Annotated in this window: 19 protein-coding genes; 11 read left to right on the plus strand and 8 right to left on the minus strand. The window is 67.3% G+C overall.

The window, feature by feature from the left end:
- Window position 1: 1 nt before the first annotated feature.
- The gene (tgt, locus tag AC07M8_RS13950; protein ID WP_495174936.1) at window positions 2-1138 is read right to left on the minus strand and encodes a tRNA guanosine(34) transglycosylase Tgt; all 1137 of its coding nucleotides are present in this window, start codon (window positions 1136-1138) and stop codon (window positions 2-4) included.
- A gap of 395 nt (window positions 1139-1533) precedes the next feature.
- On the minus strand, window positions 1534-2007 hold the full coding sequence (locus AC07M8_RS13955; RefSeq protein WP_495174937.1) for an EF-hand domain-containing protein: 474 nt from the start codon (window positions 2005-2007) through the stop codon (window positions 1534-1536).
- Between the two features lie 157 nt (window positions 2008-2164).
- Between AC07M8_RS13955 and AC07M8_RS13960 the strand changes: the two genes are divergently transcribed.
- Entirely contained in the window at window positions 2165-2944 is a 780-nt protein-coding gene (locus AC07M8_RS13960; protein WP_495174938.1) for an SDR family oxidoreductase, read from the plus strand.
- 130 nt (window positions 2945-3074) lie between these two features.
- Here the strand turns inward: AC07M8_RS13960 and AC07M8_RS13965 are convergent, their stop codons facing one another.
- Window positions 3075-4352 (minus strand): M20/M25/M40 family metallo-hydrolase, encoded by a 1278-nt coding sequence (locus tag AC07M8_RS13965; RefSeq protein ID WP_495174939.1) that lies wholly within the window; start codon window positions 4350-4352, stop codon window positions 3075-3077.
- A gap of 87 nt (window positions 4353-4439) precedes the next feature.
- Here AC07M8_RS13965 and AC07M8_RS13970 point away from each other — a divergent pair, with 87 nt between their 5' ends.
- Both AC07M8_RS13970 and AC07M8_RS13975 read left to right on the plus strand, forming a co-directional pair.
- Complete coding sequence (locus AC07M8_RS13970; RefSeq protein WP_495174940.1) at window positions 4440-5519, plus strand: enoyl-CoA hydratase/isomerase family protein; 1080 nt, start codon at window positions 4440-4442, stop codon at window positions 5517-5519.
- Window positions 5520-5534: 15 nt separating this feature from the next.
- Entirely contained in the window at window positions 5535-6308 is a 774-nt protein-coding gene (locus tag AC07M8_RS13975) for an enoyl-CoA hydratase (RefSeq protein ID WP_495174941.1), read from the plus strand.
- A 6-nt stretch (window positions 6309-6314) separates the two neighbouring features.
- Here AC07M8_RS13975 and AC07M8_RS13980 read toward each other — a convergent pair whose 3' ends face one another.
- The 4 genes from AC07M8_RS13980 to AC07M8_RS13995 form a co-directional block, all read right to left on the minus strand.
- Complete coding sequence (locus AC07M8_RS13980; protein WP_495174942.1) at window positions 6315-6686, minus strand: response regulator; 372 nt, start codon at window positions 6684-6686, stop codon at window positions 6315-6317.
- Between the two features lie 68 nt (window positions 6687-6754).
- A complete protein-coding gene (locus AC07M8_RS13985) occupies window positions 6755-8326 on the minus strand; it encodes an efflux transporter outer membrane subunit (RefSeq protein ID WP_495174943.1) in 1572 nt (523 codons plus the stop codon).
- On the minus strand, window positions 8326-11580 hold the full coding sequence (locus AC07M8_RS13990) for a multidrug efflux RND transporter permease subunit (protein ID WP_495174944.1): 3255 nt from the start codon (window positions 11578-11580) through the stop codon (window positions 8326-8328). The genes AC07M8_RS13985 and AC07M8_RS13990 overlap by 1 nt, the downstream gene beginning before the upstream one ends.
- A 7-nt stretch (window positions 11581-11587) precedes the next feature.
- A complete protein-coding gene (locus AC07M8_RS13995; protein ID WP_495175006.1) occupies window positions 11588-12769 on the minus strand; it encodes an efflux RND transporter periplasmic adaptor subunit in 1182 nt (393 codons plus the stop codon).
- Window positions 12770-12976: 207 nt separating this feature from the next.
- On the opposite strand from AC07M8_RS13995, the gene rpiA reads away from it, so the two are divergent.
- The 7 genes from rpiA to AC07M8_RS14030 all read left to right on the plus strand — a co-directional run bounded on the left by rpiA (window position 12977) and on the right by AC07M8_RS14030 (window position 20907).
- The gene (rpiA, locus tag AC07M8_RS14000; RefSeq protein WP_495174945.1) at window positions 12977-13657 is read left to right on the plus strand and encodes a ribose-5-phosphate isomerase RpiA; all 681 of its coding nucleotides are present in this window, start codon (window positions 12977-12979) and stop codon (window positions 13655-13657) included.
- Between the two features lie 71 nt (window positions 13658-13728).
- Window positions 13729-15822 (plus strand): transketolase, encoded by a 2094-nt coding sequence (tkt, locus tag AC07M8_RS14005; RefSeq protein WP_495174946.1) that lies wholly within the window; start codon window positions 13729-13731, stop codon window positions 15820-15822.
- On the plus strand, window positions 15822-16931 hold the full coding sequence (tal, locus tag AC07M8_RS14010; protein ID WP_495174947.1) for a transaldolase: 1110 nt from the start codon (window positions 15822-15824) through the stop codon (window positions 16929-16931). Before tkt ends, tal begins: the two co-directional genes overlap by 1 nt.
- A 34-nt stretch (window positions 16932-16965) precedes the next feature.
- On the plus strand, window positions 16966-17949 hold the full coding sequence (gene gnd, locus AC07M8_RS14015) for a phosphogluconate dehydrogenase (NAD(+)-dependent, decarboxylating) (protein ID WP_495174948.1): 984 nt from the start codon (window positions 16966-16968) through the stop codon (window positions 17947-17949).
- Complete coding sequence (locus tag AC07M8_RS14020; protein ID WP_495174949.1) at window positions 17946-18758, plus strand: Cof-type HAD-IIB family hydrolase; 813 nt, start codon at window positions 17946-17948, stop codon at window positions 18756-18758. The genes gnd and AC07M8_RS14020 overlap by 4 nt, the downstream gene beginning before the upstream one ends.
- On the plus strand, window positions 18755-19501 hold the full coding sequence (locus AC07M8_RS14025) for an HAD-IIB family hydrolase (RefSeq protein WP_495174950.1): 747 nt from the start codon (window positions 18755-18757) through the stop codon (window positions 19499-19501). Before AC07M8_RS14020 ends, AC07M8_RS14025 begins: the two co-directional genes overlap by 4 nt.
- Before the next feature lie 332 nt (window positions 19502-19833).
- The gene (locus tag AC07M8_RS14030; protein WP_495174951.1) at window positions 19834-20907 is read left to right on the plus strand and encodes a spore coat protein U domain-containing protein; all 1074 of its coding nucleotides are present in this window, start codon (window positions 19834-19836) and stop codon (window positions 20905-20907) included.
- A gap of 18 nt (window positions 20908-20925) precedes the next feature.
- Here the strand turns inward: AC07M8_RS14030 and AC07M8_RS14035 are convergent, their stop codons facing one another.
- A complete protein-coding gene (locus AC07M8_RS14035; RefSeq protein WP_495174952.1) occupies window positions 20926-21078 on the minus strand; it encodes a hypothetical protein in 153 nt (50 codons plus the stop codon).
- A 293-nt stretch (window positions 21079-21371) separates the two neighbouring features.
- On the opposite strand from AC07M8_RS14035, the gene AC07M8_RS14040 reads away from it, so the two are divergent.
- Window positions 21372-22274 (plus strand): hypothetical protein, encoded by a 903-nt coding sequence (locus AC07M8_RS14040; RefSeq protein WP_495174953.1) that lies wholly within the window; start codon window positions 21372-21374, stop codon window positions 22272-22274.
- Window positions 22275-22431: the final 157 nt, after the last annotated feature.

Consider the following 22431-nt stretch of genomic DNA (forward strand, 5'->3'; position numbering starts at 1 on the left):
GTTACTCTCCCTGTCCTCCGCCATAACGCGCGCGGAAGTCACTGGCGAAGGTGGTTAATTGCGCCGCTGCAATGGCCTCCCTGAGGTCCGCCATCAAGGCCTCGTAGAAGCAAATGTTATGCTCGGTCATCAGCATTGCGCCCAATATCTCGCCGGCGCGGACGAGATGATGGATATAGGCGCGGCTCCAGGTGGCGCACACCGGGCAGCCGCAGGCGGGGTCGAGCGGACCGGTATCCTCGCCGAACTTGGCGTTGCGCAGGTTGATCGGACCAGTCCTGGTGAACGCCTGACCGGTGCGGCCCGAGCGGGTGGGCATCACGCAATCGAACATGTCGATGCCGCGCTCGACCGCGCCGACGATATCGGTCGGTTTGCCGACCCCCATCAGATAGCGCGGCTTGTCCGCGGGGAGCTGCCCAGGTGCGAAATCGAGGCAGCCGAACATCGCCTCCTGGCCCTCGCCGACCGCCAATCCGCCAACCGCATAGCCATCGAAGCCGATGTCGATCAGCGCATCGGCCGACGCCTTGCGCAGGCCTTCGTTCAGCGCGCCCTGCTGGATACCGAAGATTGCATTCTCGGCACCATGCGCGCCCCCGGCATCGAAGGCGGCGCGGCTGCGCCTCGCCCAGCGCATCGAACGCTCCATCGCGGCGGCCTGCACCTCGGGGAGGGAGGTCGTCGGCACGAGTTCGTCGAACGCCATGACGATGTTGGAGCCCAACAGCCGCTGGATCTCGATCGAGCGTTCGGGGCTGAGCAGGTGCCGGGTGCCGTCGAGGTGCGACTTGAACGACACGCCCTCCTCGGACCGCTTGGTGAGATCGGCGAGGCTCATCACCTGATAGCCGCCGGAATCGGTGAGGATCGGCTTCGACCAGCCCATGAAGCCGTGCAGCCCGCCGAGGCGCGCCACTCGCTCGGCGCCGGGGCGGAGCATCAGGTGATAGGTGTTGCCGAGGATGATATCGGCGCCGCTCGCGGCGACGTCGGCCGGCTTCATCGCCTTGACGGTGGCGGCGGTGCCGACCGGCATGAACGCCGGCGTGCGGATGGTGCCGCGGTGCATCTCGATCGTGCCGGTACGGGCACGCCCGTCGGTGGCGGCGATGGTGAAGGCGAAACGCGAGGTCATGGCGGCGGCTTCTGGCCGAGCAGAGCGGTGGTGTCGAGCCGCGGCGTGGTGAGTCGGTGCGTCGCTGGCGTGAGTCGACTACCGTATCTATGCGGTGGTTTTGGCGACAAGTTGAGGAAGTTGTCAGTCTCGGACGAAACAGTTGCGGGCAATCGTTTCGGATCGTTTGACGATGGCAAAGAGCGGCAGCGTGTTGCGCCGTCAGTCTAGCAATGGTGCGACGCTGTAGGACAGCGGTTGTTCGTTGGCAGCCCGCCAACGCCGTCACTCCGACGCAGGATGGTCATGTGCGGCGTCTGTGCTGCGTTTGCGGGTTGAGATCCCAGCGTTCGCCGGGATGACGGAATGATGGGGCTGACCGTTCGTCGCGGGCGTGGTCGGCGACGACTTTTGGCCTAGCGCTTCTTGCGCCCGGGCCGGTCGGCGGCGTTGGTCATGGCGCGGATGGTGAGCAGTTCCTTGCGGGTGACATAGCCGTCGTGGTCGCGATCAAGCCGGTCAAAGGTGTGGGCAAGGTTTGCCTGCAGTTCGGCGAGGGTGATGCGATTGTCGCCATCGGCGTCGATCTCGAACGGGCTCGGCAGCGCGTTGCGATCCCCGAGCCAGCGCTCCGCCCAATCGGCGAAGGCGATATAGCCGATCGCGCCGGCATGCGCGGTGTCGATCGCGGCGAAGCTGCGGCGTACCCCGGCCTCGAGCTCGGCGCGGCTGGTGCGGCCATCGCCGTCGGCATCGAAGGTGGCGATTGCCATCGCGATCGGCTCCACCACCATGGTCGCCGGCGGCTGGCCGGGGCCGGCGGGCGGCAGGCCCGGTGGACCCGCGGCCTGGCTGGGCGAGGCGGCCTGGAGCAGCAGGGCAAACAGCATGATAACCTCGATGTTCGGCGACGCGACCCTGATGCGGGCAAGCGACCGGCCGTGCAAGCGCAGCGTCGCGGCACGGCGTGGACGGCGCCTGCCATGCAACATGCGCGGCGCTGCCGGGTTGGGAGACGCTGAACCTGCGGACAATCGGAGCCCCTTCATGCAGATCGACCTCAGCAACCGCGTCGCGCTCGTCACCGGCGGTGACTCGGGCATCGGCGCCGCCTGCGCGCGGGCGCTCGCCGAAGCCGGCGCGGATGTCGCTATTCTCTATCACTCCGACGAGGAGGGCGCGCAGCAGACCGCGCGAGCGATCCGCGCCGGTGGCCGCAATGTCGAGGTGATCCAGGGCGACGTCGGCCGCGAGGAGGATGTCGATCGCGCGTTCGACACCACCGTCGCGGCGCTCGGCGCGCCCACCATCCTGGTCAATTCCGCCGGGCTCAACATGAGCGACACGCCGGTGGCCGAGATGGACCTTGCGCAATGGGAACGGGTGCTGCGCACCGACCTCACCGGCGTGTTTCTCGCCGCGCGGCGGTTCATCCGCCAGCTCGACGGCCACGACGCTCCTGCGGCGATCATCAACATCAGTTCGATCCATGAATCGGTGATGCGCGCCGGCGGTGCCGATTATGCCGCGGCCAAGGGTGGCGTGCGCAACCTCACCCAGACGCTGGCGCTCGAGGTCGCGGCGCGGCGGATCACCGTCAACAGCATCGCGCCGGGGATGATCCTGACGCCGATGAACCAGGAAGCGATGGATGACGAAGGCAAGCGCCAGGAGGCGGAGAGCCACATCCCCGCCAGGCGCGCCGGGCAGCCCGAGGAGATCGGGCGGATCGCGGTGTTCCTCGCCGCGGCGGAATCGGGGTATATCACGGGCACGACGGTGACGGCGGATGGCGCGCTGTCGTTGCAGCTCGGGCAGGGGGCCTGATCGATCTCCGAGCGTCGTCATGCTGAACTTGGTTCAGCATCCATGGCCTGCGCTGTCCCCGTGCTCGCGGCGCGGGATGGGCCATGGATCCTGAACCAAGTTCAGGATGACGAAGGATCTTTGGGGGGCGCTACCGCGCCCGCCGCTCTGCCCCTAGCCGCGTCATCAGGATCGCGGCGCGCTTGGCCTGGCGGCGGATGCTCTGCAGGTCGATCACCTCGGCGGGGGTGTGATCGCCGCGGCTGGCGGTGCCGAGCCCGACCAGCCCGTCGACATCGGCGGCGACGAACGAGATGTCGCCGGCGCCGCGCTTGAGCGGGTCGAGCGGCAGCATCGCGGGCAGGCCGAGGTCCTGGTTCACCGCGTTGAGCGCGGCGAGCAGCGCCTGGTTGCCCGCGGTGGGCGCCATTGCCGGATAGCCGCCCTTGAAGCTGATCGTCGCCGTGGTGCCGGGCGCGTGGCGGGCGACGATCGAGATCATCCGGGCGCGGACCCGCTCGGTCTGCGCATCGCTGAGGGTGCGGAAATCGCCGGACGCGACCGCGGCGGCGGGGATGATGTTGCTCTTGCCGGTGGCGCGGGCGCCCGCCGTATCCAGGGTCGCGGTAGCGCCGGCGGCGAGCACCCCGGTGTTGAAGGTGAGGTTGGGCTCGGGCAGCTCGGTGCGGAAGGCGGCAAGGATCCGTGCCAGCTCGTTGGCGGCACCGTCGCCGAACTCGTCGCTGAAGATCCGCGACGAATGGCCGGTCTTGCCGGTGACCGCGAGCGACCAGTCGTTGACCGAGCGGCGCGCGATCGAGCCCATGTCGTGGCCGTCCTCGACCGCGAGCCCCTCGAAATCGAGCGCGGCATCGGCGCGCTTGCCGGCGGCGATCAGATCGGCGCGCGCCAGCGACTGCGGATCGCCGGCATCCTCTTCGTCGCCGGAGAGCATGATCTCGATGTTGGTGCGCGCGAGCGTACCCGCAGCCTTCATCGCGCGGAGCGCGGCGAGCATCACCACCATCCCGCCCTTGTCGTCGCCGACGCCGGGGCCCGCCGCCTCGTCGCCGTGCCGCGCAAACCGCTGGAACGGCGAATCCTGCTCGAACACCGTATCGAGATGGCCGATCAGCAGCAGGCGCGTGGTGCCCGCCGCGCCGCGGTGGACGGCGATGAGGTGGCCGGCGCGACCCGCGGCGGTCATCGGCTTCCAGCTCACCGCGAAGCCGAGCGGCTCGAGCTCGCGGCGCATCATGGTGCCGACCGCGGTGACCCCGGCGATGTTCATCGTGCCGCTATTCTGGTTGACCAGCGCCTCCAGCGTCGCGACCGACCGGTCGAACTCGGCATCGACAGTGGCGGCCATCCGGGTTTCGGCAGGCGACAGCTGCGGCGCAGCGGCGAGGAGGAGCAGGGCGGTGAGCATCGGCGGTATCGTCGCCGGTCGGCGCGGCGCTGACAAGCCGGCGGTTGGCCATTTCACCCCCGGGCGATCCGCTCTAAGAGGCGCTCCATGAACGAGGCGATCAACCGGCCCGAGACACCCGACGGCGAGGATGTCATCTGCGCGACGGAGGGGCCGGTCGGCCGCCTCCGGCTGCACCGACCCAAGGCGCTCAACGCGCTCAACACGGGCATGTGCGAAAGCATGCTCGGCGCGCTGGAGGGCTGGGCGGCCGATGGCGCGGTGGCGGCGGTGATGATCGACCACGCCGAGGGCCGCGGCTTTTGCGCGGGCGGCGACATCCGCCTGCTCGCCGACAGCGGCGCGGGCGACGGCGCCGCGGCGCGCGCCTTCTTCTTTTCCGAATATCGCCTCAACCACCGCCTGTTCACCTTCGCCAAGCCGACGGTGGCGGTGATGGACGGCATCACCATGGGCGGCGGCGTCGGCCTGGCGCTGCCGTGCCGCTATCGCATCGCCACCGAGAACACCCGGCTGGCGATGCCCGAGACCGGGATCGGCCTGTTCCCCGATGTCGGCGGCGGCTGGTATCTGTCGCGGCTGCCCGGGCGGATGGGGCAGTATATCGCGCTCACCGGTGCGCGGCTCGACGGCGCCGACTGCCTGGCGCTGGGGCTCGCCACCCATTATGTCAGCGCGGCGACGCTCCCGGAACTGAAGCAGTGGCTGGTCGAGCGGCCGGTCGCGGAGATGGCGGCGATCCTCGACGAGGTGGCGGACGTGCCCGGCGAGGGCACACTCGCCGCGCATCGCGACGCGATCGACCAGCTGTTCGCTCCGCACGCGCTGGAGGACATCCTCGCCGCGCTCGAGACGGCGGACAGCGCCTTTGCCGCCGAGACGCTGGCGACGCTGCGCGGCAAATCGCCGCAGGCGATGAAGGTGTCGCTGCGCCTGCTCCATGACGGCGCGCAGATGGCGAGCTTCGCCGACGAGATGGCACAGGAATATGCCGTCGCCACCCGCGTGGTGCAGCGCCACGATTTCGTCGAGGGCGTGCGCGCGGTGATCGTCGACAAGGATCATGCGCCGCGTTGGCAGCCGGCGACCGCCGCGGACGTCACCGATCACGTCATCGACCAGATCTTCGCGCCCTTGTCGGCCGACGCCGCCTGGTCGCCTGCCTGAAGGAGCCTATCGCCGATGACTTACGACACCATCCTCGTCGACCAGCGTGGTGCGGTGACGCTGATCACGCTCAATCGCCCGGCCGCGCTCAACGCGCTGAACGGCCAGCTGCTCGCCGACCTGCTCGCGGCGCTGGCGGCGTTCGACGCCGATCCGGCGCAGGGCTGCGCGGTGCTGACCGGGAGCGACAAGGCGTTCGCCGCGGGCGCGGACATCAAGGAGATGGCCGACATGTCATTCGCCGACATGTACGCGACCAATCATTTTGCCGGCTATGAGCAGCTGACCCGGACCCGCAAGCCGGTCATCGCCGCGGTCGCCGGCTATGCGCTCGGCGGCGGCTGCGAGCTGGCGATGATGTGCGACTTCATCCTGGCGGCCGACAATGCGCGCTTCGGCCAGCCCGAGATCAAGCTCGGCGTGACGCCGGGGATGGGCGGCTCGCAGCGGCTGACCCGCGCGGTCGGCAAGGCCAAGGCGATGGAGATGTGCCTGACCGGCCGGCTGATGGACGCCGCCGAGGCCGAACGCGCCGGGCTGGTGAGCCGGATCGTGCCGGTCGCCGAGCTGGTCGAGGAGGCGGTGAAGACCGCCGCGTCGATCGCCGCGATGGCGCCGCTTGCGGTGCTCGCCAACAAGGAGCTGGTCGACGCCGCGTTCGAGACCCATCTTGCGCAGGGCGTGCAGGTGGAGCGGCGGCTGTTCAACGGCCTGTTCGCCACCGCCGACCAGAAGGAAGGCATGGCCGCGTTCGTCGAGAAGCGACCCGGCAACTGGCAGGGGCGCTGAACCGGATCACTGGCTGATCGCGTGGCCGATCGCCTGGGCGAGCTTGCGCATCGACACCGGCTTTTCGCAGCGGGCGATATTGGCATAACGCTGGGGAATTGCCGAGGCATCGTAGCCGGTGGCGAACACCAGCCGCACGCCGCGCTCGATCAAGATGTCAGCGACGGGATAGACCACCTCGCCGGCGAGGTTGATGTCGAGCACCGCGCCGTCGAGCGGCGGCTCGGTGGCGATCAGCCGCAGCGCCGCGGCGAGGCTGGGCGCGGGGCCGACCACCACCGCGCCGACCTCGGCAAGCGCGCTGGTGAGATCGTCGGCAAGCAGATATTCGTCCTCGGCGACGAGAATGCGGCAACCGCGCAGGCTATAGTCGTTCATCTGTCGATCCCCCCGGAACCGCCAGCCTCTCAGAGCGCTCGCGCGAAGGCAAGCCCGGGTGCCGATCCCTACCGTGCTGGCGGCGGGGGCGTATCCGCGGTCACCGGCACAGGGCCGGTGGACTTGGCCTCGAGCAGCGAATCGCCGCCGAGCACGCGGTAGAGCTCGACGCGGTTGGTGGCGCCGACCAGCTGGGTCGCGACCAGCGTGCGCTGGGCGGTATAGTATGACCGCTGCGCGTCGAGGCTGGTGAGGAAGGTGTCGATACCGCCGCGATAGCGGGCGTTGGTGAGGCGCAGCGTATCGGCCGCGGCGACCTGGAAGTTGGTGTTGGCACGCAGCTGCGCCGCGAGCGTACCCTGGCGGGCGAGCGCATCGGCGGTCTCGCGGAACGCGGTCTGGATCGAGCGTTCGTAGGTCGCGAGCGCGACGTCGCGCTCGGCCTGCGTGTAGCGGACATTGGCCTTGGCGGCGCCGGCCTGGAAGATCGGATAGCTGATCGACGGCGCGACCGAATAGTTGAAGGCGCCGCCGGTGAACAGCGACGACAGGCCGGTGCTGGCGAAGCCGAGCAGGCCGGTGAGCGAGATGCGCGGGAACAGCGCCGCGCGCGCGGCGCCGATCTCGGCATTGGTGGCGCGCAGCTCATATTCCGCCTCGACCACGTCGGGGCGGCGCAACAGAATGCCGCTGTCGAGCCCGGCCGGAAGGGTGGCGACCGTGGTCATCGCCTCTTCGATGCTGGCGGGCAGCAGCGCGACATCGACCGGCGCGCCGACCAGCAGCTGGAGCGCGTTGACATCCTGCGCGACCAGCGTGGTCTGCTCGGCGAGATCGGCGTTGGCGGTCTCGAGCACCTGCTGCGCCTGGGTGAGATCGGTGCGCGGGCTGACGCCGCCGCTGAGCCGCGCCTGGGTGAGGCGAACGCTCTGCTCGGCGCTGGCGGCGGTGTTGCGCGCGATCGTCAGCAGGCTCTGGTCGGCGGCATAATTGAGCCACGCCTCGGCGACATCGCCCACCAGCGTGAGGCGGGTCGCGCGCGCGGCGGCCTCGGTTTCGAAATAGCGGTTGAGTGCTGCGCCGGTGAGCGAGCGGACCCGGCCGAACAGGTCGAGCTCGAACGCGGTGGCGCCGAGGTCGACCGACCAGGAACTGCTCGAGCCCGACGAGGTGACCACGCTGGAGCCGGTGCCGCCGGTGCTCGTGCCGGTGTCGGTGCCTGTTCCGGTGCCCGTCCCAGTGCCGGTGCCCGTGCCGCCGGAGCCGGTGCTGCTGCTCGCGGTGCTGCGGGTGCCGTTGCCGCCGCCCGAACGGGTGTAGCGGCCGGTGGCGTCGATCTCGGGCAGCAGGTCGGCGCGCTGGATGCGATATTGCGCGCGCGCCGCGGTGATGTTGGCGGCGGCGATGCGCAGGTCGCGATTGTTGGCGAGCGCAGAATCGATGATCTGCTGGAGCCGCGCGTCCTTGAAGATGTCGCGGTAGGTGACCGCCGGCAGCGTCGCCTCCGACTGGCGCAGATAGGCGTCGCCCACCGGCCACGACGTCGGCACTGGGGCCACCGGACGGATGTACTTGGGCGCCATCGAGCAGGCCGACAGCGCGGTGCCGGCGAGCACCAGCGAAAGGATCAGGCGGCGCATCAGGCAGGCTCCGGCTCGGTCGTGGGCGGCATCGGCGGGGCGGGCGGATCCTTGGGCTTGCCGTCCTGCTGCTTGACCGGCCGGCCGCGCAGCTTGGCGATGCCCTCGCCGACGCCGCTGCGAACGAGCACGAAGAACAGCGGAATGTAGAAGATCGCCAGCACCGTCGCGCTGAGCATGCCGCCGACCACCGCGGTGCCGATCGCGATCCGGCTGTTGGCGCCGGCGCCGGTGGAGATCGCCAGCGGCATCACGCCGAAAATGAAGGCGAGGCTGGTCATCAGGATCGGGCGGAGACGGATCTTGGCCGCCTCCAGCGCCGCGTCCATCACGCTCGCCCCGCCGCGTTCGGCCTGTTCGGCGAACTCGATCATCAGGATCGCGTTCTTTGCCGCCAGCCCCATCGTCGTCAGCAGCCCGATCTGCAGATAGACGTCGTTGATCAGCCCGCGCAGCGTCACGAACAGGATCGCGCCGACCAGCCCGAGCGGGATGATCAGCAGCACCGCGATCGGGATCGACCAGCTCTCGTACAGCGCCGCGAGGCACAGGAAGACGACGAGCAGCGACAGGCCGTAGAGCAGGGGCGCCTGGCCGCCGGCGAGTCGCTCCTGATAGGATAGGCCGGACCAGGCAATGCTGGTGCCCTTCACCTGGCCGGCAAGCTCGGCGATCCGGGTCATCGCGTCGCCCGAGCTCTTGCCCGCCGCCGCCGATCCCTGAATCTCGTAGGATTGGATGCCGTTGAACCGTGACAGGGTGGTCGGCGCCTGGCCCCAGCTGGTCCTGGCAAAGGACGAGAAAGGGGTCATCGCGCCGGTGGTGCCGCGCACGAACCACTGGCTGAGATCGGACGGCTCGGCGCGGAATGGCGCATCGCCCTGGACATAGACCCGCTTGACGCGACCGCGATCGACGAAATCGTTGACGTAGGATCCACCCCAGGCGGTCGACAGCGTCGAATTGACGTTGGCCTGGGTGAGCCCGAGCGCCGATAGCTTCTGCGGATCGGCCTGCACCTGGAGGGTGGCGACGTCAGGCAGCTCGGTGAGGCGGACCGAGGCGAGCGCGGGATCCCCGCGCGCGGCGGCGAGCAGCTTGTCACGCGCTGCCTGGAAGTCGGCGAGTGGCATGCCGCTGGTGTTCTGCAGCTCCATGGTGAAGCCGTTGGACGAGCCGAGGCCGCGGATCGCCGGCGGCACCAGCGCATAGACCTGGCCATCGCGGAAGCCCTTGAACGCCGACGAGGCACGGGCGACGATCGAGTCGGCGTTATTGTCCTTGCCCTTGCGCTCGGCCCAGTCGCGAAAGGCGAGGAAGCCCTGGCCGGTGTTCTGGCCGCTCGCACCGCCGCCGCCGCCACCGCTGACGGTGAACATGGTGACGGTGTTGCTGCCCTCATGCTGACGGAAGTAATTCTCCACCTGCTTCTGCAACGCGAAGGTGCGGCCCTGGGTGGCGCCGGCGGGAAGCTGGAACTGGACGATGGCGCCGCCCTGGTCCTCGGTGGGCAGGAAGCCCGTCGGCAGGCGCAGGAACAGCACCGCGAGCAGCGCGACGACGCCGGCATAGATCAGCAGGAACAGCCATTTGCGCGCGACCACGGCCTTCACCGCGCCGGTATATTTCTCGATGCCCTTGTCGAACGTCTCGTTGAACTTCTCGCCGCTGCGGCTGAAGAAGTGGGTGACGCCCGGAAAGCGCTGGCCGAACCAGCTTTTCTCGACATTGCCGTCGGCATCGCGCTTCTTCTGTTTGAGCAGCGTCGCGGTCAGCGCCGGCGACAGCACGAGGGCGACGATCACCGACAGCACCATCGCCGAGACCATGGTCAGCGAGAACTGGCGGTAGATCACGCCGGTCGAGCCGCCGAAGAACGCCATCGGCAGGAACACCGCCGACAGCACCAGCGCGATCGCGATCAGCGCGACGGTGATCTCGTCCATCGACTTCACCGTCGCGTCGCGCGGCGAGAGATCGGGATCCTCCTCCATCAGCCGCTCGACGTTCTCGACGACCACGATCGCATCGTCGACCAGCAGGCCGATCGCGAGCACCAGCCCGAACAGGGTGAGGGTGTTGATCGAGAAGCCGGCGATGTAGAAGATGCCGACCGTGCCGAGCAGCACTACCGGCACCGCGATCGCCGGGATCAGCGTCGCGCGCCAGCTTTGCAGGAACACGAACATGACGATGACGACGAGGATGATCGCCTCGATCAGCGTCTTGACCACTTCCTCGATCGACAGCTTGATAAAATCGGTGGTGTCGTTGGCATAGGCATATTTCAGCCCCGGCGGGAACGCCTTGCCCGCGGTCGCGATCTCGGCCTTGACCAGCTCGGCCGTGGCGAGCGCATCGGCGCCCGGCGCGAGCAGGATGGCGATGCCGGCACCCGGATGCTGATTGACGCGGCTGCGCGCGTTATAGTTCTCGGCGCCGAGCTCGATGCGGGCGACGTCCTTCAGCCGCACGGTAGCGCCGTCGGTCTGCGTCTTGACGATGATGTTGGCGAACTGCTCGGGCGTCTGCAGCCGCGACTGCGCGGTCACGGTGGCGTTGAGCATCTGCGTGTCGGGCTGCGGCTGGCCGCCGATCTCGCCCGCCGCCACTTCGGTGTTCTGGTTGGTGATCGCGGTGGTGATGTCGCTCGGCATCAACTGGTAGCTGGCCAGCTTGTTGGGGTTGAGCCAGATGCGCATCGCATATTGCGCGCCGAACACGTTGGTGTCGCCGACACCCTTGATGCGGCCGAGCGGATCCTGGAGATTCGAGACCAGATAGTCCGACACGTCCTGGTTGGTCATCTTGTCGGTAGCGTCATAGACGCCGACGATCAGCAGATTGTCCGGGTTGGACTTGCGGACGATCAGGCCCTGCTGCTGGACCTGCTGGGGCAGGCGCGACAGCGTCTGCTGGACCTGATTCTGCACCTGGACCTGGGCGATGTCCGGATCGGTGCCCTTGGAGAAGGTGACGGTGATCGTCACCGACCCGCGCGACGAGGAGGAGGAGCTGAAATAGAGCAGCCCGTCGATTCCGGTCAGCGATTGCTCGACGACCTGGGTGACGCTGTTCTGGATGGTCTGGGCGGACGCGCCAGGGAAGGTTGCGCGCACCGTTACCTGCGGCGGGGCGACATCGGGATATTGGGCGATCGGCAGCGCGAACATCGCGCCGATCCCGCCCAGCATAATGATGATCGCGATCACCCAGGCGAAGATCGGCCGGTCGATGAAAATGCGGGAAATCATGAGCGGGTCAGCCGGCCTTGCTTTGTGCGGCCGCCTGCTTGGCGTCCTTCGATCCCTTTTTCGGGGGGGCGATATCCTGTGGCGTGCTCGCGGGCACCGCCTTCACCGCCTGGTTGGGCGCGATCTTGGCCAGGCCTTCGGTGATGATCTTGTCGCCGACGTTGATGCCCTTGGTCACCACCCAGAAGGCGCCCTGCGCGCGGTCCGCCTGGACGGTGCGCTGGATCGCCTTGTCGCCCGGTCCGACAATATAGACCGTCGCATTGCCCTTGGGATCGCGCGCCACCGCGGCCTGCGGCACCAGGAAGGCGCGGGTATTGGTCGCCTGCGCGAAGCTCGCATTGACGAACATGCCGGGGAGCAGCACCCCCTGGCTGTTGGGAAAGCGGGCGCGCAGCGTCACCGTGCCGGTGCTGGTGTCGACCAGCGCCTCGGAGAATTCGACGCTGCCGGTGGCGCCATAGTCGCTGCCGTCCTCGAGCGTCAGCCGCACCTGGGCACGGGTGGCGACGATGCCGTCCTGGCCAAGCGAGCGGCGCAGCGCGAGCATGTCGCCGCTGGACTGCTGGATGTCGACGAACATCGGGTCGAGCCGCTGGATCTGCGCGAGCGGGTCGGTCTGGCTTGCCGAGACGAGCGCGCCGACGGTGAACAGCGAGCGTCCGATCCGGCCGGTGATCGGCGCGGGGACGGTGGTGAACTTGAGGTTGATCTGCGCGGTCTGCAGCGCCGCCTGGGTCTGCCCGACCGCGGCGGTGGCCTGGCGGGCGGTGGCGACCGCGTTGGTGTAATCCTGCTTGCTAACCGCCTCGATCGCGGCGAGCGGCTTGTAGCGCTCGGCCTGGATCCGCGTCGCCTCGGCGTTGGCGCGCGCGCTCGCCAGATTGGCCTGCGCCTCGTTGGTCGCGGCGCGATACAGGCGGGGATCGATCTCGTAGAGCGGCTGGCCCCTGGTCACCAGCGAGCCTTCGGTGAAGAACCGCCGGCGGATGATGCCGTTGACCTGCGGGCGGACGTCGGAGCTTTCGAAGGCGGTGGTGCGACCGCTGAGCGTCGTCGTCATCGCGACGCTGCTCGGCTGGACCGTGACGTAACCGACCGTCACCGGCCCCTGACCGGCGCCGCCCTTGCCCGCGCCCTTACCCTGCGCCTGGTCGCCGCCGCCGCCACAGGCTGCGAGCGCCAAGATACTCGCGGCCGCTACCGATGCGAGAAGCGATCGGTTCAATCGTGTGGCTGTCAACTGGCTCTATCCGCTCTCTTTATCCTGGCGGGCGGCTGGCACCCGACGGAATGCACGACTCGCCGATTTCGGCCGGAGGACCAAAATCGGCAATGTCGCGTTCCTGTGCATCAGGTGGCGCGGCCCGTCCATCCTTGTGGTAGAAATTAGGTCATGATCGATGACGAAAAGAGCGCGGCGGCCGCAGCGGCCGTCGCGGAAGTGGCCGACGGCATGCTCGTCGGCCTGGGCACCGGGTCCACCGCCGCCTGGGCGATCCGGCATCTGGCTGCGCGAGTCGCGGCCGGGCTGTCGATCCGCGCGGTCGCGACCTCGGAGGCGAGCGCCTCGCTCGCACGATCGCTCGGGATCGAGGTGCTCGACTTCGCCGAGGTGGACAGCCTCGACCTGACGATCGACGGCACCGACGAGATCGATCCGCGCTTCTTCGCCATCAAGGGTGCCGGCGGCGCGATGCTGCGCGAGAAGGTGGTGGCGGCGGCGTCGCGGCGGATGGTGGTGATCGCGGATGCCTCCAAGCGGGTGGAGGCGATCGGCCACGCCAAGCTGCCGGTGGAGATTCTCGGCTTCGCGCGCGCCTCGATCATGGCCGCGCTCGGCCCGATCGCGACGATCCGCATGATCGATGGCGTGCCGTTCGTCACCGATGGCGGCAATCTGATTGCCGATTGCGTGTTCGAGGGCGGGCTCGCCGACCCGCGCGGCACCGCGCGCTGGCTGGAGGGTATTCCTGGCGTGCTCGGCCATGGCCTGTTCCTCGACGAGGTGGATGCGGCTTATATCGCGACGGGCGATATCGTTACGCGCTTGGAACGGCAGGGTGCATCGGGCTAAAGGCGTTCCTATCTTGGCAACCGGATCGAACGTGCTGCGTTCGACACACCGATAGAACGAGGCCCCACTGCATGTCCGATACACAGACCGCCGCCCCCGCCACGGCGGATCCGAAGCTGCACGAAGACGGCAGCCTCGAACGACTGACGATCGACACCATCCGCACCCTGTCGATGGACGCCGTGCAGAAGGCGAATTCCGGCCACCCCGGCACGCCGATGGCGCTCGCCCCGGTCGGCTATGAATTGTGGGCGAAATTCCTGCGCTACGATCCGTCGCGCCCCGATTGGCCGAACCGCGACCGCTTCGTGCTGTCGGTCGGCCATGCCTCGATGCTGCTCTATTCGCTGATCCACCTCGCGGGGATCGAGGAAGTCGGCTCGGACGGCAACAAGACCGGCAACGAGGCGGTCAGCCTCGAGGACATCAAGGGCTTCCGCCAGCTCTCGTCCAAGACCCCGGGCCATCCGGAATATCGTCACACCACCGGTGTCGAGACGACCACCGGGCCGCTCGGCGCGGGTTGCTCCAATTCGGTCGGCATGGCGATCGCCGAGCGCTGGCTGGCGGCGCGCTACAACAAGCAGGGCTTCACGCTGTTCGACCATGACGTCTACACGCTGTGCGGCGACGGCGACATGATGGAGGGCGTCGCCTCCGAGGCCGCGAGCCTCGCCGGCCACCTCAAGCTGTCGAACCTCTGCTGGATCTACGATTCCAACCACATCTCGATCGAAGGCAGCACCTCGATCGCGTTCGACGAGGATGTCGGCCAGCGCTTCCAGGCTTATGGCTGGTACGTCATCCACATCAACGACGCCAACGACACCAAGGCGCTCGACCAAGCGATCGCGACGTTCAAGGCGACCAATGACAAGCCGACCTTCATCGTGGTTCATTCGGTCATCGGCTACGGCAGCCCCAAGGCGGGCAGCGAGAAGGCGCATGGCGAGCCGCTCGGCGAGGAGAATGTCCGCCTCACCAAGCAGGCCTATGGCTGGCCCGAGGACAAGAGCTTCTACGTGCCCGAGGGCGTCGCCGAGCATTTCCACGACGCGATCGCCGGCCGCGGCCAGCCGTTGCGCGAGGAATGGGAGCAGACGTTCGCGCGCTATCGCACCGAACATGCCGATCTTGCCGCCGAGCTCGACCTGATGCTCAAGGACAAGCTTCCCGAGGGCTGGGACGCGGACGTGCCGGTGTTCCCGGCCGATCCCAAGGGGATTGCCAGCCGCGATTCGGGCGGCAAGGTGCTCAACGCGCTGGTTGGCAAGGTGCCGTGGCTGATCGGCGGCTCGGCGGATCTGTCGCCCTCCACCAAGACCGACATCAAGGGCGCGGATTCGTTCGAGCCCGACAATTATGGCGGCCGCAACTTCCACTTCGGCGTCCGCGAGCATGGCATGGGCGGCGTGGTCAACGGCATGTCGCTGTCGCACCTGCGCAGCTACGGCTCCACCTTCCTGGTGTTCGTCGATTACATGCGCGCGCCGGTCCGGCTGTCGGCGATCATGGAGCTCGCCTCGATCTGGGTGTTCACCCATGATTCGATCGGCGTCGGCGAGGATGGCCCCACCCACCAGCCGATCGAGCATCTCGCAACGCTGCGCGCGATCCCCGGGCTGGACACGATACGCCCGGGCGACGCCAATGAGGTCGCCTATGCCTGGCGCGCCGCGCTCGAGGACGCCAGCCGCCCGACCGCGCTGATCTTCTCGCGCCAGGCGCTGCCGACGCTCGACCGCGACAAATACGCGCCGGCCGAGGGCGTGCTCAAGGGCGGCTATGTGCTCGCCGACTGCGAGGGCACGCCGGACGTGATCCTGATCGCGACGGGCTCGGAACTGTCGCTGGTGGTCGATGCGCATGAGAAGTTGATCGCCGACGGGGTCAAGAGCCGGGTGGTCTCGCTGCCGAGCTGGTATCGCTACGAGCTGCAGGACGAGAACTATAAGGAGAGCGTGCTGCCGTCCGCGGTGCCGCTGCGCCTCGCGGTGGAGCAGGCCGGCGAGATGGGCTGGCACCGCTACGTCGGGCTCAAGGGCAAGACGATCACCATGTCGACCTTCGGTGCCTCGGCACCGCTCGCCAAGTTGCAGGACAAATACGGCTTCACGCTCGACAATGTCGTCAAGGTGGCCAAGCAGATGCTGGAGACCAAGTGATGGGCACGCTCAACGATCTGAGTGCCAAGGGCACCGCGGTGTGGCTCGATTTCGTCGATCGCAAGTTCCTGGAGGCCGGTGGCCTCCAGAAGCTGGTCGACGAGGACAGCCTGTCGGGCGTCACCTCCAACCCGTCGATCTTCGAGAAGGCGATGGGCCATGGCACCGCCTATGACGAGACGCTGGCGGCCTATGACAAGGACCATGCCGGCGCCGCGACGATCGACCGCTACGAGCACCTCGCGATCCAGGACATCAAGGCCGCGGCCGAGACGCTGCGCCCGGTCTACGATCGGCTCGACAGCAAGGACGGCTATGTCAGCCTCGAAGTGTCGCCGTACATCGCCGACGATACCGATGCGACCATCACCGAGGCGCAGAAGCTTTGGAAGGCGGTCGATCGCCCGAACCTGATGATCAAGATCCCGGGCACGCTCGCGGGCGGCCCGGCGATTTCGGCGACGATCGCGGCCGGGATCAACGTCAACGTCACGCTGCTGTTCGCGGTGGACGCCTATATCCGCGTCGCCGAGGCCTATGCCGCCGGCCTCGAGGAGCGCGTTCGCCAAGGCCAGCCGATCGACCGGATCGCCAGCGTCGCCAGCTTCTTCGTCAGCCGCATCGATGCGGTGATCGACAAGAAGATCGATGCACTCGGCACCGACGAGGCCAAGGCGCTGCGCGGCAAGGTTGCGATCGCCAACGCCAAGATGGCGTATCAATGGTATCTCGACTTCCTCAAGTCGGACCGCTGGCAGGCGCTCGCCGCCAAGGGCGCGCAGCCGCAGCGGCTGCTGTGGGCGTCGACCGGCGTCAAGGACAAGGCGTATAAGGACACGCTCTACGTCGACCAGCTGATCGGTGCCGACACGGTCAACACCATGCCGCCGGCGACGATGGACGCGTTCCGCGAGCGCGGCACCGTCGGCGACACGCTGACCCAGAATGTCGACGAGGCCCGTCACGTCATGGCCGAGGCCGAGCGCCTCGGGCTCGATCTCACCGGGGTCACCGACACGCTAGTCGAGGAAGGCGTCGCCTCCTTCGCCAAGGCGTTCGACGATCTCTTGGGCTCGATCGCCAAGAAGCAGCCGGCCACCGCCGCCTGAGCCGCGACCTCCCGAATTTACCGAAGGACTTACCATGAAGATCGGACTGATCGGCCTTGGCCGGATGGGTGGCAATATCGCACGCCGCCTGATGAAGAACGGGCATGAGGTGGTCGCGTTCGATCGCAATGCCGACGCCGTCGCCGCGCTCGCCGCGGACGGCGCCGAGGGTGCGAGCTCGTTGCAGGAGGCGCGCGCCAAGCTCGACACGCCGGCGATCTGGTGGGTGATGCTCCCCGCCGGCGACCCGACCGAGCAGACCATCGATGCGATCGCGACCGACGCGCGCGACGGCGACATCATCATCGATGGCGGCAACACCTTCTACAAGGACGACATCCGCCGCGCCAAGAAGCTGGCGGAAAAGGGCATCCATTACGTCGACGTCGGCACCTCGGGTGGCGTCTGGGGCCTCGAGCGCGGCTATTGCATGATGATCGGCGGCGACAAGGCGACCGTCGACCTGCTCGATCCGATCTTCGACACGCTGGCGCCGGGCATCGGCACCATCGTCCGCACCCCCGGTCGCGACGCCGCCAACGAGGATCCGCGCGCCGAGAAGGGCTATATCCATGCCGGCCCGGCGGGCGCGGGCCATTTCGTCAAGATGGTCCACAACGGCATCGAATACGGCCTGATGCAGGCCTATGCCGAGGGCTTCGACATCCTCAAGGGCAAGTCGACCGACAAGCTGCCCGAGGACGAGCGCTTCGACCTCAACCTCACCGACATCGCTGAGGTGTGGCGCCGCGGCAGCGTGATCTCGTCGTGGCTGCTCGATCTCACCGCGATCGGCCTCGCCAAGGACCAGATGCTCGAGCATTTCACCGGCAGCGTTGCCGATTCGGGCGAAGGCCAGTGGACGATCGACGCCGCGATGGAGGAGAAGGTCCCCGCCAACGTCCTCACCGCGGCGCTGTTCGCGCGCTACCGCAGCCGCGTCGACCATACCTTCGGTGACAAGCTGCTGTCGGCGATGCGCTTCGGCTTCGGCGGCCATGTCGAGATGCCGCAGTGAGCGCCATCAAGCTGGTCGTGTCCGATGTCGATGGTACCCTGGTAGACAAGCAGAAGCAGCTCACCCCCGCCACCATCGAGGCCGTCAAGCGGCTCGAAGCGGCGGGGATCGGCTTCACGGTGATCAGCGCCCGCCCGCGCTCGGGCGTGCAGCCGATCGCCGATGCGCTGGAGATCGACGGCGTGATCGCCGCGTTCAACGGCGGCATCATCTTCAAGCGCGATGGCACCGTGGCCGAGCATCACACCATCGACGAGGCCGCGGTGCGCGGCATCCTCGCGCTGGCCGAGGGCGCCGCGGTCGACACCTGGCTGTTCGCCGACGACCAATGGTTTGCCTCGACCGACCAGGGCGCGCATGTCGGCAGCGAGCGCAAGGCGGCGAACCAGGAGCCGGTGGTCGACATCGCCGCGGCCAATCTGGCGCAGATCGACAAGATCACCTTCGTCAGCGACGAGCCCCAGGTGCTGATCGACCTCAAGGCGAAGATCGCCGGCTTCAACGACCAGGCCACCATCGCCCAGTCGCAGACCTATTATCTCGACGTGACCGCGCCACTCGCCAACAAGGGCGACGGCATCGTCTCGCTGGCCAAGACGCTCGGCCAGCCGATGGAGGCGATCGCGGCGATCGGCGACCAGTTCAACGATGTCCCGATGCTGGAAAAGGCCGGTTTCGCGGTCGTGATGGGCAATGCGCCGGACGGGGTGAAGGCCTATGCGGACGAGGTGACCACCGCTAACGATGCCGATGGCGTCGCCCACGCGATCCACACGTTCATCTTCCCCCGCCTTGGAGTGCCCGCATGAAACAACTGGTTGCCTTCGACCTCGACGGAACGCTGGCCGAGAGCAAGCAGCCCCTGCAGGCACCGATGGGCGAGGCGCTCGCCGACCTGCTCGGCGTCGCCCATGTCGCGGTGATCTCGGGTGGCGACTGGCCGCAGTTCGAAAAGCAGGTGGCGAGCCGGTTGCCCGAGCGCGCCGATCGCACCAAGCTGTGGCTGATGCCGACCACCGGCACCAAGCTCTACACCTATCGCGACGGCGCCTGGAGCTCGGTCTATGCCGAATTGTTCGACGACGAGCTGAAGCACAAGATCCTCACCGCCTTCGATGCCTCGCTGGAAGCGACCGGCTTCGTGCCCGAGCAGACCTGGGGCGAGCGGATCGAGGATCGCGGCAGCCAGATCACCTTCTCCGCGCTCGGCCAGCAGGCGCCGATCGACGCCAAGGAACATTGGGATCCCAAGTTCGAGAAGCGCAAGATCATCCAGGCCGATCTCAAGCAGCGGCTGCCGGGCCTGTCGATCAACATGGGCGGCGCGACCTCGATCGACATCACCCGCGAGGGTGTCGACAAGGCCTATGGCCTCAAGAAGCTGCGTGACGAGAGCGGCATCGCGCTCGATTCGATGATGTTCATCGGCGACGCGATCTTCCCGGGCGGCAACGACTATCCGGCGAAGGAACTCGGCCTCGACACGGTGCGCGTGCGCGATCCCGAGGAAACCATCTCGGTGATCACCGCCATCGTCGCCTGCCAGAAATAGGCGGGGTGCCGCGGGGCTGGGGCAGGTGGCCCCAGCCCGTCAGTGTTGCCACCAACCTTTGCTACCTCGTCATCCCAGCGAAAGCTGGGCTCTCCTTGAGGAGAGGACATCGCGCCGCCGCGCAAGACCCCAGCTTCCGCTGGGGTGACGGTCAGGCGCGAGCGGGATGGGCAGGAGCCGCTCAAGCCCCCAGCGTTCGCTGGGGTGACAACCGGGCGGAACGGGGTGGTTGCGCTCTTCACGCGGCAAAACACACCCATTCTGGTTCTCTTACGTCTCGTTAAGCGCCTCGCCGCCACACCTGCCCGATAACGACGGAGGGCAGGGGCCCGGTGAACGACGAACACGGAACGATCGGCACTGTAAGCCGGCATTGGCGCGGCCTTGCCGCTTTGCTGCTCGCGCTGTGCGGGTTGATGGCGGCAGCACCGGCGATGGCCGCCTGTTCGGCGCCGACGACGCTGACCGATACGGTCGGCGACTATTCGGCGCCCGCAGTGAAGGCCGGTGCCATGGGCTATGTCGCGGTGCCTGGCGGGTTCACCTGCCCTGCCAACGTCCTCACCCTGCTCAGCAACAATTATCTGCGCGCGACCGTCACCAGCATCAACCCGCTGAAACTGACGCCTCCGGTGTCGGGCAACACCGATGCGATCACCTATACTCTAGCGGCGGCGGCGTCCGGCACGCCGGCAATGCCGCTCAACACCCAGGTCTATTTCATCAACGGGACGGCGGTGAACCTGCTCGGCCTGCTCAGCGGCACCATGAACGTGCCGATCTACGTCAAGCTAGGCAGCACCAACACCGTGGCGCCAGGCACCTATACCGGCACCGCGACCGTGAAATGGGAGTGGCATTTCTGCCCTAGCGTCGATGTGCTCGGCGGCTGTCTGCTCGCCGCGGCCGACGACGGCACCGTCAACACGGTGATCACCTTCAAGGTCACGGTCAGCGCCAAGCCGGCCACCGTCACCATCGCCTCGGTGATCACCTGGGACCCGGTGTCGGGCACCAACAGTCCCAAGATGATCCCCGGCGCCAAGCGGCGGGTGACGATGACGGTCGCCAACCCCGATCTGGTGCCGCTCGATCTCAACAAGCTCAAGGTGACGCTGCCGACCCCGGCAGGCACGGTGATCGCGCTCGACGGCGACGGCACGGGCCAGGGGCAGGTGATGCAGTTCACCGCCAACGCATCGACGCTGCTGTTCAACTACACCAGCCCGAGCGATCTCGGCGACGACGTCGATTTCTCCACCAACGGCGGCGCAAGTTATATCGCGGTCCCCACCCCGGGCGATGCCGCCAGCCAGGCCTCGATCAACAGCGTGCAGTTTCATCCGCGCGGCGCGATGGCTGCGGGGTCGTCGTTCAGCGTGTCCTTGCCTTATTCGGTGAGGTGAACTGGACAAACATCCGGCTCATCCTGGATGCTGGCGATAACGCCGGGGTAAGACCATAAACGCGCGCTGCGCGGCGGTAGAGAGGAGAGGAGCAATAGTACCGATGTGGGTTCGACTGTTGTGGCTATCGGCGTCATTGGTGCTGATGACACGGCTGATGTTGTCGGTCACAAGCCGACGCCTATCTACGCCATGGAGTCGTGTTGTTTGGGATCCACCGCCGTTGTTGTTCTGGACGATAATGGCAGCCACCAGCTTTCTCTCCATAGCGATGCTGGCACTCGCCGTCGGCTCCTGGCTTTGATGATATCGCTGTTCTGGGCAAGGTAAGGTGGCGTCACGATCAGCCGACGGAAAGATGTATGGCTGTCGAGTAGGCACTCTCTGTTGAAAGCGCGCAGGCTTGATGGCAGACTGTGACCGAACGAGACGGGGACTTCGGACAGTTGACAAGGCTTGGCAAGATGTTGCTTCCGCTCCTGCTGCTCGGCGCAGCCCGCATCGCTTATGGCCAAGCTGGCGTTCAGGCCGCGCAGGTGCCCGAAGCGCCTCGCGAGCCTGACATCGTTGTTAAGGGCATGAACGAGAAGGAGCGGGACAAGGCAATCGGCGGGTATGTCGATGCGTTGACCGATATAAGCTCCTCTGACCCGGTCGCGCTGTACGAGCCCGGCATCTACTGCCCGGCCGTCTTCGGGCTCAGCGAAATGCGCAACGAGGAGATCACGGCGCGCATGTGGCGCGTGGCGGACGAGGCCGGCATCAAGCCTGCATCTCGCCCCTGCACTGCCAGTGTCTTCGTGTTCTTCGTCGACGACATTGCCGCCTTTCTGAAGACCCTCAAGGTGCGACAGCCCGTGCTGGTGGGTGATCTCCTGGACAAGGACCCTCGCCCTGACGGCGGCCCGGTGCTTTCCTGGCAGTTGAAGCGCGATTTCGATCCCCAGCACATGCCACTGGCGATCAAGCGTTGGGGTGGGCGTACCGTGAGCAGCCCGGCCGGGGGATCGCGCATCCTGTCGATGATCACGCGTGCGGTCGCCGCCTCGGTCGTCATCGTCGATCGCAAGGCATTGGTAGGGCTTTCCGCCACCCAGATTGCCGATTACGCGGCAATGCGTAGCGTCGTCGATGGCAATCTACGCCTGGGCGCGGCCAAGTCGTCGAGCATCCTCAGCGTGCTCGACGGGTCGACGGATGGCCAGCGACCTGTGTCGCTCACCCAATGGGATTCCGGGTACCTCAAGGGTCGGTACAAGGGTGATCCGCGGTTTTACGGGTTGAGGCAGCAAACCAACATCAAGGTTGCGATAAAGCACGAACTCAACTCCGAGCCGTCGGCTTCCCCGATTTCTGATGCCCCGTGAAACTCGATCCACAGTGCCATCGCAGCGCGCGCGACCGTTCTTCATAGCGGCCTGGCCGGTTGCGACCTTCCGACCCGCCGCAGTCCATCGGCCGAGCAGGGTAGCCCTTGACTGACAAGCTCGACGCAAAAAGGGCGCCCGGCTCGTGCCGGACGCC

The organism is Sphingomonas sp. GW821-FHT09E03 (genome assembly GCF_059416225.1).